Consider the following 16,390-nt stretch of genomic DNA (forward strand, 5'->3'; position numbering starts at 1 on the left):
GTTTTACAACCTAATTTTAATTAGATTGAAAACGGGGAACAAAGGTTGCAAAAAGTCCTGAAAAGTTGATGCTTGCAGCCGGAAATTCGAATACGAAAAATGCCGCTCTAACGCTCTTTTTACTTCATGTTCAGCAGGTAGGGGGTGTTTGGTATAAAATCAAAAAAGTTTACTTTTGCATTGTTTTAATCAAAACCGCATGAATCGTGGATATTTTTGAGAAAATAAAGACAAACAAAGGAAATATTGGCCAGTACAAGAAAGAAGCTCATGGCTATTTTTCTTTTCCGAAACTCGAAGGAGAGATAAGTCCGAGAATGAAATTTCGCGGAAAAGAGGTACTTACCTGGAGTCTTAACAACTACATTGGCTTGGCTAACCATCCGGAAGTGCGTAAGGCTGACGCTGAAGCTGCAGCTCAATATGGTATGGCGTACCCAATGGGTGCCCGTATGATGTCCGGACAAACCAGTAAGCACGAAGAGCTCGAGAAAGAGCTGGCAGATTTCGTTGGTAAACCCGACGCGTTTCTTTTGAACTATGGTTACCAGGGAATGGTTTCCATTATCGATGCCATTGTCGGAAGAAATGACGTTGTTGTTTACGATGCCGAGTCGCATGCCTGTATTCTTGACGGAGTTCGTCTCCACATGGGAAAACGCTTCGTTTACCTGCACAACGATATGGATAGTCTGCGGAAGCAGCTCGAACACGCCACCAGCTTAGCTCAGAAAACCGGAGGAGGTATTCTCGTTATTACCGAAGGTGTTTTCGGAATGTCTGGTGACATGGGCCGTATCGACGATATCGTTGCGCTGAAGAAAGAATTCAACTTCCGTCTGCTGGTTGACGATGCTCACGGTTTTGGAACCATGGGTAAAACCGGTGCCGGAACAGGTGAAGAACAGGGAGTTCAGGATGACATTGACTTGTATTTCGGAACCTTTGCCAAATCGATGGCCGGAATTGGTGCATTTGTTGCCTGTCCGGAAGAGGTTTGTGATTACCTGCGCTACAATATGCGTTCGCAGACTTTTGCCAAGTCGCTGCCGATGCCAATGGTAATTGGTGCACTGAAGCGTCTCGAACTACTGCGCACACAGCCGGAGCTTCGCGAAAAGTTGTGGACCATTGTTAATGCACTGCAGAATGGATTGAAGGCTGAAAACTTCGATCTGGGTGTGACCAACTCTCCGGTAACCCCGGTTTACCTGTCGGGAAGTGTTGCCGAAGGTACCAATGTAGTGATGGACCTGCGTGAAAATTACAATATTTTCTGCTCCATCGTTGTGTATCCGGTTATCCCGAAAGGTCAGCTGCTGTTGCGTTTGATTCCGACCGCCAGCCATACACTCGAAGATGTTGAATACACCATCAAGGCATTCTCGGAAGTACGGAAAAAACTGGAAGCCGGAAAATACTCAACTACCAAAATGGCTCAGATATCGTAACCGATATAAAAAGCATTCAAAAAGAAAAGCCTTCCGTTTTGGAAGGCTTTTTTTATTTGTCAAAATCAGTGTTCAGCAAAAATCAGCTATTCTTTTCCGAAAGGTAACGCTCAGCATCGATTGCGGCTTTACATCCCGAACCAGCAGCGGTAACTGCCTGCCGATAGGTACTGTCCATTACGTCGCCACAGGCAAATACACCTTCAGCATCAGTTCTGGAACTGTTACCAATGGTATGAATGTATCCGACATCGTCGGTTTTCACGTAATCTTTGAAAATATCAGAGTTCGGTTTGTGACCAATCGCCAGGAAGAATCCATCGATTTTAATCTTAACCTCTTCTTCATGGGCTTCGCCCTTATTTTTCCATAACGTAGCTCCTTCAACTACCCCATCGCCGAACAGAGCCTTGGTCTGATGTTTCCAGAGAACCACTATATTCTTGGTATTGAATACACGCTCCTGCATCACTTTCGAAGCACGCAACTCGTCACGGCGAACAATCATATAAACTGTTTTACACAGTCCGGCCAGGTACAATGCTTCCTCGGCAGCAGTATCACCACCACCAACAACAGCCACGTCTTTACCACGATAGAAGAATCCATCACAGGTGGCACAGGCTGAAACGCCCGAACCAGCGTATTTCTTCTCGTCCTCCAAACCAAGATACTTGGCTTCTGCACCTGTGGCAATAATTACCGTATCGGCTTCGATTACCTTCTTGTTATCGATGGTAATGCGGTGAGGAGGACCATCTAATTCAGCTTTTGTTGCCAGTCCCCAGCGAACATCCGTTCCAAAACGCTTGGCTTGTGCTTTCAGGTCTTCCATCATTACCGGGCCGGTAATACCTTCCGGGTAACCGGGAAAGTTCTCTACTTCGGTTGTTGTCGTCAGCTGTCCGCCTGGCTGCAATCCTTCGTACATTACCGGACTCAAATTGGCACGTGCTGCATATATAGCTGCCGTGTATCCTGCGGGTCCTGATCCAATGATCAGACATTTTACTTTTTCAACTTCTCCTGTGGGTTCGGTCTTTTCCGACTGATTGTCCCCAAGATTCATGGATTTAAACATCTCTATAATTTTTTCGTTTTTAATTCCTTTTATTTGGTCACAAAGTTACGCATCAAAGCGTTTTCTTCCGAAAAATATCAATTGATTCTTATTATCTGAACATAAACAAAAACTATGAAGAGATGCTTGTTGCCAATTCGAAATTCAGGATTTTTGAAAACCAATGCAATAAGCGTAAACACTCGGACAGCGGGAATCTTTTTGAGTTGAAAATTTTGTAAAATTGAAAAAGCAACCTACATTTGCATCCGCATAAGCAAATCGGGGTGTAGCTCAGCTTGGTTAGAGTACTCGTCTGGGGGGCGAGGGGTCGCAAGTTCAAATCTTGTCACCCCGACAGATTTGGAAAGCCTGAAACGTCAATAAAAATAAGCGTTTCAGGCTTTTTTTATGCCTCGACCTGTTGCAGAACCTCTCAATATTTTGTTAAAACAAACCCACTTTCAGGCACAAATTCGCTACTTTAGGTGACACAAAAGTGTACACAAAATCACCTCCGATATGGCAAGTGTTTCCTTAGTTGTGAGAGATCGAATACTAAAAGATGGTACCGCGAATGTAAAAGTCCGGATTACCCATAAATCGATTAACGACTCAAAAAGCTTTCGTCGGGAGATTCCGACTGATGTTTATGTAAAGCCTACACAGTTCAAAAACGGACGTGTCGTCCGGCATCCGAAAGCACAAGAGTTAAATATGGCACTTTCGACCATTAAAGTGCACGTGGAAGGAATTATCGCTTCGATTAAAACGCCGACCAAATTCCTCACCATCGAGCAAATCATGGACCACATCGAAGAGGTTTCTACCCCGCAAAGTGAAACAGATGAAATTAGTTTCTTTGATGTCATTGATGAGTATATTGACCGTTTGAACATGAATGTTAGAAACAAGGCTGGCATCAAAAAGGAAAACCGAACGGCACAAATCTACCAATGGACGCGTGAGACGCTGTGGGATTATACTCGGACAGACATTCCTTTCTCCGAAATCACACCTCAATTCCTGGAATCTCTTTTCATTAACCTCAGCAACCTGGGAAATTCGGTGAATACGATCTCCATTCACATGAGGAACATCCGGGCTGTTTTCAACAAAGCCTATGAGTGGGATTACCTGGAATACGGAAAATACTACCCTTTCAAAAAATACAAGATCAAGAAAGAGGAAACAGACTACCGGGACATGTCTTTGGAAGAACTCAGAAAATTTATCCAATACCAGGCTCCGGACGGTCGTCGCCAAACAGCCAAAGACTTTTTCCTCATCAATTTCATGCTCGTTGGAATTAACGTGATTGACCTCGTCCATCTCACGGAAGAGGATATCAAGAATGGACGCTTAAAATACACACGATCGAAGACCGGTCGTAAGTACAACCTTAAAATACATGACCGGGTACAACCCCTGCTGGAAAGATACAAAGGGGAATCACATTTGCTCCGTTTTATTGAGTTGAGCAACGACCATAAATACATCACCAAAACGCAGAACAAGTGGTTGAAGAAAATCGGAGAAGAATTGGAAATCGGTCCGATTACCACCTACTGGGCGCGATACACCTGGGCCAACATCGCCCGTAACGTGTGCCGGTTACCCATGGATGACATAAGACGTGCCCTGGGGCATGGTCCGAAAACAACAACCGATATCTATGTGAACGAAGATTACCGGATTATTGATGAAGCGAATGCGAAGGTAATCGAGACGGCATTCGAAGGTTTTGAATAAACCACTAAAACCGAAGAACGTAATCAACAACTCTAATTAGTCTGTTTTATGATTGAATTCTTATACTTCTTTGACTTATATCAGAACGAATCAGAACGCAAAGAGAAGGTCAATTTGCACTCGGATGAATTCTGGCATGATGTGATTCTCTTCTATTGCAAGCATGAACACGCCAGAAAGAAATTACTCAGCGGAATCAGGATATTGGCCCTTAGTGAGGATCTTGCGGGTTTTAGGGACATTGAATTGACCCTGGAAAGGAATAGATCACTAATGGGGTTAAAAACGCTCACATGTCCCAGCAAGGTCAAAAACGACTTTTGGGAAAAGTTAAATGAGGTTTTGGAAGCAGTCAAAGGCAAAGTTTTAAAGAGAGAATTCAGACAATTAAATCAAAACCAAACGCAGAATGCCTCCCAAAGCCCCATTGGGTTTACGTGTAAAATCCCGAAGCGCAAACTAACTGAGATCTATGATTTCATGACTGCCGAGAAATATATTCAGACTCCGAAAGAGAACTTTGAAAAAGTCTTTAACTCACATCCAACCGAAGCCCAAGAACCAATTATTTGGCTTATTAAAAGCGATCGCGGCCAGATGGCGGGGCGAGGTAACAAGATTGCTCTGTTTGTCTTTTTGGAATTAATGCTTGGAAAACTATCTAATGTGGACCTCAAAAAGACCGCAAGACTGTTCGTTGATAAGAAGGGACCATTCATCTCTGATAGTCTCAAGCGCCCCCAAAAAGACCGTATCAATTTTTATGGTTTTGAAGACACCATAAATTCCATATTAGATCAGTGAGAAGGTGCTCAATTATAGAATACCCTTCAGCCAATTCCTAGCTGGAATCACTGAATTTCGTTAATCCCTAAAAAACAATACCCATGAAGCCTAGTAAAAAATACAGTAAAGAATCAAGAATGAATTTCGTTCGACAGCTTATTCGATTAAAAGCAGAGGCAACCGGAAAATCCCCAAGGGAAGTTGCTGCGGAGATGGCTGAAGAACTGCGACAACGGAAGGAGCAAAGAATGAAGCTACGTCAAAATTGACAAAATCACCATCACATTTATTCCCCACCGCCGATTTCTTTCGTCAAAGAAAACTTATTAATGACATTAGGTCTTTGAATTGGTCGTTTTCCTATTAAAAACCGGGAAAAAGTGGACCACCTACAACCAACCGCAAAACACTCTTTTTCTGACTATTATATCCCTAACCAATAAAAGTAGACCACCTAAACTGGTCGACTTAATTTCGTATAAGTCTTCCCACCGGGTCAACTTCCTACAGTATTATTGTGGTGTAAATTTTAAAACACTTTTACCATGAGAAATTTTAAAACCACCACTTTCATCTCTGAAGTTGAAAAATCAATTCTCAATATTGCCAGGGAAATAGCCGGAAAAATCAAGGATTCGAAAACGAAGGAATACAACGAATATGAATTCTTTCCTGGGGAGAAAGTGAGAATAAAAAAAGGAAACCGGGACGATAAACTAGTCACTCGGAAAGAAGCTGCCAAAAACTTCTATATTGACAAGCACACATTACGAAATTGGGAACGTTTCGGAATACTTAGTAGCTTCCTGGTAAACAAAAGGCGTCGATATCCGGAGAAGGAAATCGAACAGTTAATCGCATTAATGCACGAAGGGAAAGTAGCTCCATTTTAGTAAAACCAACACACGTAGCTACCTGCTATATTGGATTTGCCCATAGCAGGTAGTTGACTTCTCCAAATTCATCTCTGCAGAGACAATTATCTCTTTTCAATATCATCATCCGCCCGGGTAAGGATGATCTATTGAATCCCTCGTTTACTTATAACCTCAAAAACAACAACATCAATGAACCAAGGATGGATAAAACTCCACAGGAGTTTATTAGGACATGATCTGTGGTTATCCGAACCATTTACCCGAGGTCAGGCGTGGGTAGACCTGCTTATGTTAGCGAATCATAAGGATGGATTTATCCGTGTAAAAGGCCGGCGGGTACCAATAAAGCGTGGCCAGGTGGGTAGCTCGCAAACAACCCTTGCACAAAGATGGCAATGGAGCAGGAAGAAAGTATCCAATTTTCTGAATGAACTCAGGAATGAAGAACAGCAAATTGAGCTCGACACCAGTTCCGCAACGACCATAGTCACAATACGAAACTATGACCGGTATCAACAAGCTGACCTGCTTCAGGAACCGCAAAAGAACAGTGAAAGAACCACAGAGGAACTGCAAAAGAACACTAACAAGAATGAAAAGAATGATAATAAAGATCATTTAGCACTGAATGTTCCCTTTGTCGATTTCTGGAACGCCTATGGAAAGCAGCAGGGAAATAAAATCCAAGCGGAAAGATTATGGACCAAACTAACTGACATTGAACGCACGAAAGCGATGGAACATATTCCTGTTTATATAGATGAAACCCCTGACACAAAGTACAGACAGAACCCGGTACGATATCTAGATGAAAAGACATGGGAAAACACTCCGCTCAGCAAAGTCAGGACATCTTCCCACAGAAATAAGCTCATTATTGAAAACTGGTAATTAATTGCATAAAATATTAAGCATATGTTTGACAAAGTACCCCCTCAGGCCCCGGAAATTGAGAAAGCTGTTCTAGGAGCAATATTACTTGAGCCAGAAAAAATCGAAGAAATCAGCGACAAACTTAAACCTGAACATTTTTACCTGCCAATACATCAACACATTTACAGAATTATACTGGAGATGCTTCAGGCCTCCAAGGCAATTGATTTAGTTACCGTAACTGAGGAATTAAAAACTAGAGGCAAATTGAATGAAATAGGCGGTCCAGTATATCTGTCAGGTTTAACCCAGAGAATTGGAACCACGTATCACTTGCCAAATCATACCAATATTGTTATTCAACGCTATCTTCAACGAACCATCATCCAAAAAGCACGAGAGACCGAAGCAAAAGCATATGATGATTCAATGTTGGAGCACCTACCTAGTTTATGGGGAGAACTGGAAGAAGAGTTCAACAATATCATCTTCGGCAATGATACAGGAACCAGTCAGGCTGATGTCCTCAGAGAAACCATTATTGAGTTGGAAGAAGATGCCCAAAAAGTCAAAGAGGGAATCGTACCTGGCATAAATACAGGATTCCCATCGCTTGATAAGCTAATAGGTGGATGGCGAAAAACGAATCTGGTTTACCTGGCTGCCAGACCAGGGATGGGGAAAACCTCCCTTGCTTTGAAGTTTGCTGTAATGGCAGCTAAGGCAGGATATCATGTTAACTTTTTCTCGTTTGAAATGAAAAAAACCGATCTGATGCGGATATTACTTTCTGCGCATTCAGATGTCAAACGAACCAACGTACGCGATGGAAATATCGAAAAAAAGAGTTGGAAGAGCTTAAACCAAGCCGCTACTGAACTTGAAAGACTCCCTATTGAATGGAATGATTATGCAGGTACAGATGTCAATCAAATTAAGTCCATCGTTCGACGTAATCGCAAAGCAAATCGCTGTGATTTGGTTATCATCGATTACCTTCAATTAATCATCCCTTCCACGGCATCCAAATTCAGGGAACAGGAAGTAGCCCAAATCAGTCGATCCCTGAAAACAATGGCCCTTGGAGAAGATCTCCCCGTCATATGCCTCGCCCAACTTAACCGGGAAGCAGACCGGGAAGAACCCAGACTATCACATCTGCGTGAATCAGGTTCATTGGAACAGGACGCAGACATTGTATTATTTCCCTGGCGCCCGGGATATATAAAAGAAGGAGCCGAGACCGAAGACAAAACTCCGATTCCTTCCAATGAAATAAAATTAATCGTTGCAAAGAACAGACGGGGCAGCTTGGGTAGTGTTAAAATCAGGGCCAATGAAGAAATGACACGTTTTGAAGAAATCTCCTAACTACCCATCAAAAAATCGCCTCACTTGACTCCTGTGTTTTCTATTATTCACACATGCACAAACATGTATACACTGAAAAACCGTAAAGCAAAGATTATCTGCAAGAAAGAAGCAACTAATTATACAATTATGTTACAGCTTTTTGAACCACTATTACAGAAGAAGCTTCGTTACACCGGTAATCTTATCGGTCATGAAATTGAAAGTCTGCATTCGGGTTAATTGGTACTCCTCGTATTTACGACCGTTTTCACCTTTGTAATCGCAGTCCCCAATTTTGGGGAGTGACAAATTCTCGTACTTTTTGTTTAGAGTGTCACAGTCTCGACAAACATGGTCGTGTCTTTTCCCTGTCAGTCGTGCAATTTCACGGCAGACAATTTTGCCACGCACTTCTCAAAGAGCTTTATCGACTCACTATCAGACGTTAGGAATATTGTCCGAGCGGACCTTGTTTTTTCAAGAGTAGGAGGCCCTGATAAAGGAACACGAATGCACAAAGATGTAGCCATGGAGTTTGCCCGATGGCCTTGGGGGAGTTTCATATATTTCACTCCTGCGTATCGGCAAAAGTCATAAAATCGAAAGTCTGCATTCGGATTAATAGGTACTCCTTGTATTTTTGACCGTTTTCACCTTTGTAATCGCAGTATCCAACTTTGGATAGTGAAAGCTCCTCTTATTTTTCTTTAAATATGCCAATATCACGTAAGACGTGATTGTGATGTTTGCCTGTCAGTCGTGAAATACGCTGGAATTTCAGCGCATTATTTATTGAGGTATTTTCCAAAGTGAGAAATCACACTTTGACTGATTTAGTGGAGGTTGCTGAAAAAGATTCCGGTACCTGGATGCACAAAGGTGTAGCAATGGAGTTTGCCCGATGGCTTTTGAGAGAGGCTCATAGCTTTCATTACTCCGCAGTTTTTTCGGTCATCAAATCGAAAGTCTGCATTCGGGTTAGTAGGAACTCTCTGTGTTTCTGTTTACCTGTGCTTGGGATAGTATAAAACGTTTCTATGATCAATGGATATTCATCAACATCAAACCTTCCGCATCCTTCTTCAATCGTCTCCTTTTTTAAATAGTTATACTGTTTGCGCTGGCCTCTGTCATATTGTACCTCTCCTCCGATGTGAGGAAGGGTCAAATTTTTGTAATGCTCATTTAATTTGTCGCAATCTTTTAAAACATTATCGTTTCTTTTCCCTGTCAGTCGTGCGATTTCACGGCAAACAATGCGGTCTTGCCCATATCAAAGAATTTTATCGACTCATTATCAGCCGCACGGGGAATTCCCCGTGCGGACCTGGCTGCATTAAAGTAAGGTGGTTCGGTTAATGATGGTATCTCGATAGTGTCAAAGTAAATGCCACTGAAATCGCTCATAATTTCGGAAGACAACCAAGTGATTGGACTAAAACCACGCAGGCAAAAGAGTTTTTGCGCATATTATCAACGTCACGGAATATTGTCCGTGACCACCTTATTTTTACAAAAACGGTGGGTGAAAACCACAATCGGGGAACCTGGATGCACAAAGGTGTAGCGATGGAGTTTGCCTGTTGGCTTTGGGGGCATGACATTTACTAATCCGGATCAGCTAAGGTCATTAAATAGAGGTCTCATTCAGGTTATTTAATACTCTTTGAATTTCTGATAGTTTTCCACATTGTATTCGCATTCCCCAATTTTGGGGAGTGGCAAATTCATGTACTTTCTGTAACAATATAGATTCCGATGAAGCTATGGGAAAATCCCATAGGTTTGGATTGGTCCAACTCTACCCGTTCGGAAGATATTCCGTGCGGCTAATTTCAAGCACATTAGGAGGACAGTTCTATAACTATTCAACAGCACTTAACACCAATCGGAATGCTCATCCAATAGCCTCAGAGCACTATCAATGAGGAAATATAATTCTACTTTTGTGGGCATAAATACCGTTTGGGGAATACCCCTAGCGGGCTGAATCAATAGCCATTCAACCCAGCTAATTAAACCAACGTAAAAAGGACAACCTGATGGCTGTCCTTTTTTAATGTTTTCCATACCCCGTTTCCGGCTCCGCGGCCATCGCCTGCCTTACGTCTTCCTCCGCCCCCGTCACCGTTACCTGCCCGTTCATCAGCATCGGCAACAACCAGTCGCGAAGAGTAGCGAGTTGTTGGTTTTGTTTTTGATTAATACTAATCAAAGTATAAGAATCGTCGAGTTGCTTATTTATGGACTTAAGTAGATTACTTAATTTATCCTTTGGTAACGCTATTCTTAATTCAAGTATGTCTGTTGGAGAAATAGATGGATATGCAGAAACTGAAAGTTCAGCAATCTGTTGCAATCTAGTAGTTACCCAATGAGAGGAAATAAATGTATATATCAAATCATTGCTTACCCCATGCTCTTTTGAACTTAATTGCACAAAACCAGTGGAGGCAATCATGTTTTCAGTTGGTTCTTTGATAATACCGAAATGGCACTGATTTGGTCTGACAGTTGAATATAAAATATCATTCTTTGAAACAATACGTTGAGCCCTGCTAGGTATCTTGTCTGTTAAGCAATTTATATATTGCAATGATGAAATACGATTTTCTGTCAAGCTACTAGTGTCCAGATATTTTATTTTAGTGAAACTTTTAGATCTTGAGATTGAATTATAATTATGCTTTAAATAGTCTTTCAATTTTTTCACTTCCCACCCCTCCGGAATCTCCCGTTTCAACTCAGCATTGTACACCATCTTTCCACCGGACGATTTGTAGGGCTTTCCTTCGAGTTCCGGTTTTCCCATGGCTGCAGCCTGTTCGGCCGAAATGGGGAAATCGAACTGTACAAACCAGTAATCGTACAGAGTTTTGGCCATCTGCTCCAACTCAGCATTGATGTGGTTGTTGAGTTCGATTTTGGTATCGAGAGATTTAAGTACTTTGGAAATTCGTCCTTGTTCTGGTATTGTAGGAAAAGGAAGCTCAAAGTATTTTAGAGTATTCTCATTTACACGCTTTCTTCCTGAAGTGCCCTCCATACAACTTATAGCTCTTTTTCGAAAAGTCGGGCTTATGGCTAAGTAATAAATAAAATCGGATATGGTCCGCGTAGTTTCCCTCAAAACGATGAATTCAGAAGAACCAAAAGCAATTTCATCTTCACCAAGAATATCTACTTGAGCCGTTTTCCCATTTTCCAGCGAAGGAGTTATTTTGGCAAGTAAAGTATCACCGTTTCTAAACTTTGGGCCACTATTATAGTTACTGATTTCAAATCCATTAATTTTTCGTTGAAACTCAGTTAACATACCCATCGGAATTTTTTTTGCCAGGGTTCCCTTTTTCAACTTTTCCGTTGGATTAAAATTAACCGCCTGACCAATCTGTAATTTCCTCCACTTATTCATACTCTAATCCCTCCACCTGCTTTCGAATTTCATTTTCCAATTCAGCCGACTCCCGAAACAGTTGATTAAGGTTGCTTTTGTAACCGTTCATTTTGGCTTCGAACTCCTCCGGAGTGATGTCAACATATTCAATTTTCACCTCGAAATATTGTCCGGCGCTGAGGGAATAGTTTTTGGTCTTGATTTCGTCATATTGAACCACCACAGAGAAGTCATCCTCCGGAACTTTCCTGTTGAAATTGCTGATGATTTTGTCTTCTTCAGCTTCAGAAAGTAATGTCTTCTGGTTTTTACCATCCTTGATGGTTTCGCCCAGGCTGGAGGCATCGATAAGCACCACGCCATCCTTATTGGTATCGTCGATAAACAGTATGGAAACATTGGTATTTGTAGTAGCAAAGATATTGCTGGGCATGGAGACTACTCCGGCCAGCATCTTTTTGTCCACCAGTTTCTGCCGTATCTTTTTGTCAATCCCACTTTGGGCGGTAACAAAACCAGTAGGAACCACCACAGCCGCTTTTCCCCCTTTTTGCAAACTGTAAATGATGTGCTGCAGGAAGAGTTGATATATAGCCATCTTGCTTTTATCCTTTGGGGGTATAGTTGGAATACCCGCAAAAAAGCGCGCGTTGTTTTCCTTCGTATCCAAATCGTCGCGAAAATCGGAAAAATCGAGTTTGAATGGTGGGTTGGAAACGATGTAATCGAACTTCGCCAGTTCCCCTTTATCATCCGTGTGGTACGGGCTCAGAATGGTGTTGCCCTGGATGATGTTTTGAATGGAGTGCACCAGGTTATTCAGGACCAGGTTCAATCGTAGCAAGGTTGACGATTTTTGTGAAATATCCTGCGAGTAAATGGTACAACTGTCCTCACCAATAGCATGTGCTAAATTCATTAATAAGGTTCCGGAACCCGCAGACGGATCATAGCAGGTCACATTCTGCACCGGTTCGTTAACCAAAATGGCCGCCATGATTTTTGCTACGGCATGGGGAGTAAAATACTCAGCATAAGTACCCCCACTGTTGCTATTATAGTCCTTAATGAGGTACTCGAAGATGGTGGCATAAAAATCGAACTTCTGATTGAAGATGTGCTCGAAACTAAAGCCGGTAAGTTTGTTGATAAGCGCCCGGCAAAAGTCATCCCGTTTGGAAGTATCAGAAATGTACTCGCTCAACCGGTCGAAGAGGGTCACTTTGGTACCCCCGGCTGTCTTTACCGAGAAAATGTCGTTGTTTCTGATGGCAATGTCGCGCAACGTATCGTCGAAGGTTTTGGCAAAATCGGGTTCGTTCTGCAGGTCGAACAGGTGCGATATGAAATGTTCGGGTTTCAGCCGGGCCGTATCGGCATTCAGCTGCATCAGCAACATCTCATAATCGTTTTCCGAATAGGTACTCAGTTCCTGTTCCCAGTTTTCCGCTTTGGCGAGCTTATCGTCCAGCTGCTTTACCTCGTAAGCAAATTTGTCGTTCAGAAATTTATACAGGAAAACCTGAGTGATGATTTTGAACTCGTTCCCGTCGTTTCCCAGTCCATAATTGGTACATACACCCTTCAGGCTATCGATTAACTGTTTGGTTCTGTTTTGAAATTCGATGGTTGTCATGCAACTACTCCGTTATATTCGTCCATATATTCTTTTACCACTAACCGGTTAATAAACCGTGAACTTTCCACATCCAGCTGAATGTGGTTTTCCGTCACAAACTTGTTAACGACCAGCCGGACCATCAGCTGTTCAAAATAGCTTTCGGCCTCTAAAATATGTGTATTTTTCAACACTGTCTCATCCGCTTCTTTCTTGATACTCTCCAACGCGTCAAAAAGTTCACTCTCCCGTTTCGAAATATTGCCCCGTTCCACCAATCGCTTATGGATACGGGCATATTTTTCATCCTGGTGGTATTTGTCGCGTAATAAATTGTTCTGCCGGTTCAGCTCTTTAATCTTCTCATGAATCTTCCGCAAACTGGCAATGTTGGCTTTCATCTCCTCCTGCGATATTTCGTTGAGCTTTTTGTTCTTAAACAAACGCTCCAGCTCTTCCTTCAAGGAAACAAAGTACGGGTCCTTTTTATCGAAATTGCCGGCCAGTGCCTCGCGTGTTTTTCGCAGGGTTTCTTTTAACTCGTCAGCAATAATCAGCTCCTCTTCCGAAATCTTGGTAAACATGAACAGCACATCCTCCAGGGCCACATTCAGCAAATTAGTGGTGTCGGCACTGCTTTCGATGTGTTCTTTCAGGTTCAGCAAATTCAGGTGGTTGCAGGCTTCGCGGTACAACACATTCACCTTTTCGAAGTCGTATTTCTCAATTAAATCGTAATGACCAAAAAGACGAATCAGGTTGTACAGGCTCCGGTAATTCTCCAGGGCCTTCTTGATGGCCTGCATCTTCCCGATGTCGCTGATTTGGCTAATCTGTTGTGAGAAGATTTCGGCATTGGTCGTATCGAAATGAAACAGAAGCTCCTTTATTTCGGCAATTTCGCCTTCAATCTCTTCTTTCGATTTAAAAAGGTTGGAATAGTGCTCCAGTTCATCCCCCAGTTCCGACTGTAACTCTTCGAAATACGCTTTGTTGGTGGCATCAAATTCTTTTCGGATATCGGCAAAATCGACCACATAGCCGTATCTGAAATCTCTGTAAGGCCGATTGACCCGTGTAAGCGTCTGCAACAGGTTGTGTTTTTTAATGACACGTCCCAGGTACAGTTTTTTGAGCCGCTTGGCATCGAAACCGGTTAGCAGCATATTGTAAACAAAAAGGAAATCGATTTTCCCGTCCTTGAAATCTTCCACCCGGGCTTTTCGCTCTTCCTGAGTGCCCTCATCGTGCAGGATTAAGGCAGCAGTTGTTGCTCTTCTGTCGTTCCTCGTTTTCGTATGATAAGGTGTTTCACTGTCGGCAGCCGCTTTTAACGCCTCTTCCTGTTGGGGAGCCTCTAAGTGAATGGTTTTAGATGCATACTTTTCGTTGAAGATGTGGTACAGTTGCCGGGCCTGTTCCGAACTATCGCAAACAACCATGCCACCAATGGTGCTGTCGTTATACGTCAACCGCCCTTTTTCAAAATCTTCAACAATGTAATCGAGCATCGGCTCCACAAATTTATGATGCGCAAAAATAACCTTCTTGTCGACATCTCCCTTCAAAACCTCCACTTCATCCAACGCTTTTTCGAGCACCATCTTGTAGTTGGTCGAAATCTCCTCGCGGATTAAACGAAGAGTGTACCCATCGGCTATGGAGGCATTGTAGTAATATTTGTGGATATAGTTCCCGAACAAAGCACGTGAGTTATAATCATCGCCCAGGAGCGGCGTTCCGGTCAATCCAATTTTAATGGAGTTCGGATCCGATTCTTTCAGGTTGGCCAGGAAACTACCTTTGGGATTGTAGCTCCGGTGAACCTCATCGAGGAAGTACACCCGCTGTATGTTAATATCGTAATCCTTCCGGGAAACCACATCCGGATCATCCTTGAACTTATGAATATTGACCACGGTAATTTCCGGCTTACCCGAATGATTGTGGATAGCCGTTGTCTTTTTGATTTCCCGGGAAAACTCATCTCTCGAATTAACAATATGCACCACCAGACCACGACTGGCAAACTCCCGCTTGGCCTGCGTCAGCAAATCCAAACGGTCTACGATAAAATAGAACTTGGGAACCACCGGTTTATCCTGTTTCTGAAAATAATCAGTCAGGTATTTCACATTATAAAACGTCAGCGCTGTTTTACCACTTCCCTGGGTATGCCATATGATTCCTTTCTTCACCCCCTCGTTTAACTTAGCCTCAATGGCCTTGGTGGCGAAAATCTGCGGATACCGCATCACGTGCTTTTCATATCCCTTGTTGCCTTTTACATAAGCGATGGAATATTGCAGCATGAACTTCAAACGTTCACGGCCAAACAACGAAGTCGAAAGCCGGTTGGTCGGGGTATTCGGGTCTTTATTAGTCAGGAACTCCGGATTGTGTTTAATGATGGGCAGATTGTTGTCTTTCAGGATAAAGTTTTCCAGCTCATCATCTTCCGGAATCAGTAGCTTATCCAGCTCCAGGTTCTCCTCCTCCCGAAAGTAATTGAAAATAGGTTGGTGATACGATGACGATGCATAGAACGCTCCCTGGATGGGGTCAGTCGATTCATCGTCGTATTCCATATTGTTGGAGAAAACCATCAACTGCGTGATATTAACAAACCGTCTGAATTTCTTGTTACTGAACCGCCTGTTGATTCGGTCTCTCTCCGCCAGAACACCTTCCCGGTTATTCGGCTTTTTCACTTCAATAAAAGCCAGCGGCATACCGTTAACCAATAAGATGATATCGGGGCGGAACTCTTCGTCACCGTTTTTGTAGGTCAGCTCAGTAACGACATGAAACGTGTTGTTGTCAAAATTCTCGAAGTCGATGAGTTTGGTTCCTGACTTTTCCGTCAGTTTTTCATAAAAAGCCTTTCCCAAATCCTCGTTGTCTAAGGTCAGGAACGTTTCCTCGGTTAGTTTGTCAATTTCGTCCTCATCAACATCTGGGTTAATTCGGGAAATACTTGTCTTGAAAATATCCGTAAAGATGTTGGTCGTTTCATCCCATTGGGCATCCTTCAACGACAGGTAGGTATAACCCAATCGGGTCAAATGGATGATGGACGGGATTTTAACTCGTGAGTCTTCGTTAAATTTCATTGGTGTAGGTCTATTCAAAAATACTTCCTAAGATACATTTTTCGAAACACAATTATGTTCCATCAAAAACAGAATTCAATTTGCCTTTCCTATTAGCTCATTGAGAAGA

General features: G+C 42.6%; 14 protein-coding genes and 1 tRNA gene. 9 read left to right on the forward strand and 6 right to left on the reverse strand.

Features of this window, described 5'->3' with window-relative positions; genetic code table 11:
- The first annotated feature begins 206 nt into the window (after positions 1–206).
- The gene (locus tag AC060N_RS12260) at positions 207–1,451 is read left to right on the forward strand and encodes an aminotransferase class I/II-fold pyridoxal phosphate-dependent enzyme (protein ID WP_106542506.1); all 1,245 of its coding nucleotides are present in this window, start codon (positions 207–209) and stop codon (positions 1,449–1,451) included.
- Positions 1,452–1,533: 82 nt separating this feature from the next.
- On the opposite strand, the gene trxB is transcribed toward AC060N_RS12260, so the two are convergent.
- Entirely contained in the window at positions 1,534–2,532 is a 999-nt protein-coding gene (trxB, locus tag AC060N_RS12265) for a thioredoxin-disulfide reductase (RefSeq protein ID WP_479524046.1), read from the reverse strand.
- Positions 2,533–2,794: 262 nt separating this feature from the next.
- Between trxB and AC060N_RS12270 the strand changes: the two genes are divergently transcribed.
- The 7 genes from AC060N_RS12270 (at position 2,795) to AC060N_RS12300 (ending at position 8,171) form a co-directional block, all read left to right on the forward strand.
- Positions 2,795–2,869, forward strand: a tRNA-Pro gene (locus AC060N_RS12270).
- Between the two features lie 164 nt (positions 2,870–3,033).
- Positions 3,034–4,263: a phage integrase SAM-like domain-containing protein gene (locus tag AC060N_RS12275; RefSeq protein WP_479524047.1), complete on the forward strand. Its 1,230-nt coding sequence runs from the start codon at positions 3,034–3,036 to the stop codon at positions 4,261–4,263.
- 48 nt (positions 4,264–4,311) lie between these two features.
- Positions 4,312–5,067, forward strand: a complete 756-nt coding sequence (locus AC060N_RS12280; protein ID WP_479524048.1) for a hypothetical protein — start codon at positions 4,312–4,314, stop codon at positions 5,065–5,067.
- A gap of 83 nt (positions 5,068–5,150) precedes the next feature.
- Positions 5,151–5,318, forward strand: a complete 168-nt coding sequence (locus tag AC060N_RS12285) for a hypothetical protein (protein ID WP_479524049.1) — start codon at positions 5,151–5,153, stop codon at positions 5,316–5,318.
- 276 nt (positions 5,319–5,594) lie between these two features.
- On the forward strand, positions 5,595–5,942 hold the full coding sequence (locus tag AC060N_RS12290) for a MerR family transcriptional regulator (protein ID WP_479524050.1): 348 nt from the start codon (positions 5,595–5,597) through the stop codon (positions 5,940–5,942).
- A gap of 174 nt (positions 5,943–6,116) precedes the next feature.
- Positions 6,117–6,818, forward strand: coding sequence for a hypothetical protein (locus AC060N_RS12295; protein WP_479524051.1), 702 nt, complete (start codon positions 6,117–6,119; stop codon positions 6,816–6,818).
- Positions 6,819–6,842: 24 nt separating this feature from the next.
- The gene (locus AC060N_RS12300) at positions 6,843–8,171 is read left to right on the forward strand and encodes a replicative DNA helicase (protein ID WP_479524052.1); all 1,329 of its coding nucleotides are present in this window, start codon (positions 6,843–6,845) and stop codon (positions 8,169–8,171) included.
- Positions 8,172–8,324: 153 nt separating this feature from the next.
- Here the strand turns inward: AC060N_RS12300 and AC060N_RS12305 are convergent, their stop codons facing one another.
- Positions 8,325–8,564: a Rha family transcriptional regulator gene (locus AC060N_RS12305; protein ID WP_479524053.1), complete on the reverse strand. Its 240-nt coding sequence runs from the start codon at positions 8,562–8,564 to the stop codon at positions 8,325–8,327.
- A gap of 819 nt (positions 8,565–9,383) precedes the next feature.
- A complete protein-coding gene (locus AC060N_RS12310; protein ID WP_479524054.1) occupies positions 9,384–9,560 on the reverse strand; it encodes a hypothetical protein in 177 nt (58 codons plus the stop codon).
- Here AC060N_RS12310 and AC060N_RS12315 point away from each other — a divergent pair.
- On the forward strand, positions 9,552–9,764 hold the full coding sequence (locus AC060N_RS12315) for a KilA-N domain-containing protein (RefSeq protein WP_479526994.1): 213 nt from the start codon (positions 9,552–9,554) through the stop codon (positions 9,762–9,764). The genes AC060N_RS12310 and AC060N_RS12315 overlap by 9 nt on opposite strands.
- Before the next feature lie 445 nt (positions 9,765–10,209).
- Here AC060N_RS12315 and AC060N_RS12320 read toward each other — a convergent pair whose 3' ends face one another.
- From AC060N_RS12320 to AC060N_RS12330, 3 genes are read right to left on the reverse strand one after another with little or no spacing between them, the layout of a single operon-like run.
- Positions 10,210–11,568, reverse strand: coding sequence for a restriction endonuclease subunit S (locus AC060N_RS12320; RefSeq protein ID WP_479524055.1), 1,359 nt, complete (start codon positions 11,566–11,568; stop codon positions 10,210–10,212).
- Positions 11,561–13,186 (reverse strand): HsdM family class I SAM-dependent methyltransferase, encoded by a 1,626-nt coding sequence (locus tag AC060N_RS12325; RefSeq protein WP_479524056.1) that lies wholly within the window; start codon positions 13,184–13,186, stop codon positions 11,561–11,563. The genes AC060N_RS12320 and AC060N_RS12325 overlap by 8 nt, the downstream gene beginning before the upstream one ends.
- Positions 13,183–16,281, reverse strand: a complete 3,099-nt coding sequence (locus AC060N_RS12330; protein ID WP_479524057.1) for a type I restriction endonuclease subunit R — start codon at positions 16,279–16,281, stop codon at positions 13,183–13,185. The genes AC060N_RS12325 and AC060N_RS12330 overlap by 4 nt, the downstream gene beginning before the upstream one ends.
- Positions 16,282–16,390: the final 109 nt, after the last annotated feature.

It is taken from the genome of Prolixibacter sp. DSM 2831 (assembly GCF_056493735.1).

Excerpts from the sequence above, each read along its gene's own strand:
- trxB (WP_479524046.1), bottom strand. The coding sequence starts at position 2,532 with ATGTTTAAATCCATGAATCTTGGGGACAATCAGTCGGAAAAGACCGAA.
- AC060N_RS12275 (WP_479524047.1), top strand. The coding sequence starts at position 3,034 with ATGGCAAGTGTTTCCTTAGTTGTGAGAGATCGAATACTAAAAGATGGT.
- AC060N_RS12280 (WP_479524048.1), top strand. The coding sequence starts at position 4,312 with ATGATTGAATTCTTATACTTCTTTGACTTATATCAGAACGAATCAGAA.
- AC060N_RS12285 (WP_479524049.1), top strand. The coding sequence starts at position 5,151 with ATGAAGCCTAGTAAAAAATACAGTAAAGAATCAAGAATGAATTTCGTT.
- AC060N_RS12290 (WP_479524050.1), top strand. The coding sequence starts at position 5,595 with ATGAGAAATTTTAAAACCACCACTTTCATCTCTGAAGTTGAAAAATCA.
- AC060N_RS12295 (WP_479524051.1), top strand. The coding sequence starts at position 6,117 with ATGAACCAAGGATGGATAAAACTCCACAGGAGTTTATTAGGACATGAT.
- AC060N_RS12300 (WP_479524052.1), top strand. The coding sequence starts at position 6,843 with ATGTTTGACAAAGTACCCCCTCAGGCCCCGGAAATTGAGAAAGCTGTT.
- AC060N_RS12310 (WP_479524054.1), bottom strand. The coding sequence starts at position 9,560 with ATGAGCGATTTCAGTGGCATTTACTTTGACACTATCGAGATACCATCA.
- AC060N_RS12320 (WP_479524055.1), bottom strand. The coding sequence starts at position 11,568 with ATGAATAAGTGGAGGAAATTACAGATTGGTCAGGCGGTTAATTTTAAT.
- AC060N_RS12325 (WP_479524056.1), bottom strand. The coding sequence starts at position 13,186 with ATGACAACCATCGAATTTCAAAACAGAACCAAACAGTTAATCGATAGC.
- AC060N_RS12330 (WP_479524057.1), bottom strand. The coding sequence starts at position 16,281 with ATGAAATTTAACGAAGACTCACGAGTTAAAATCCCGTCCATCATCCAT.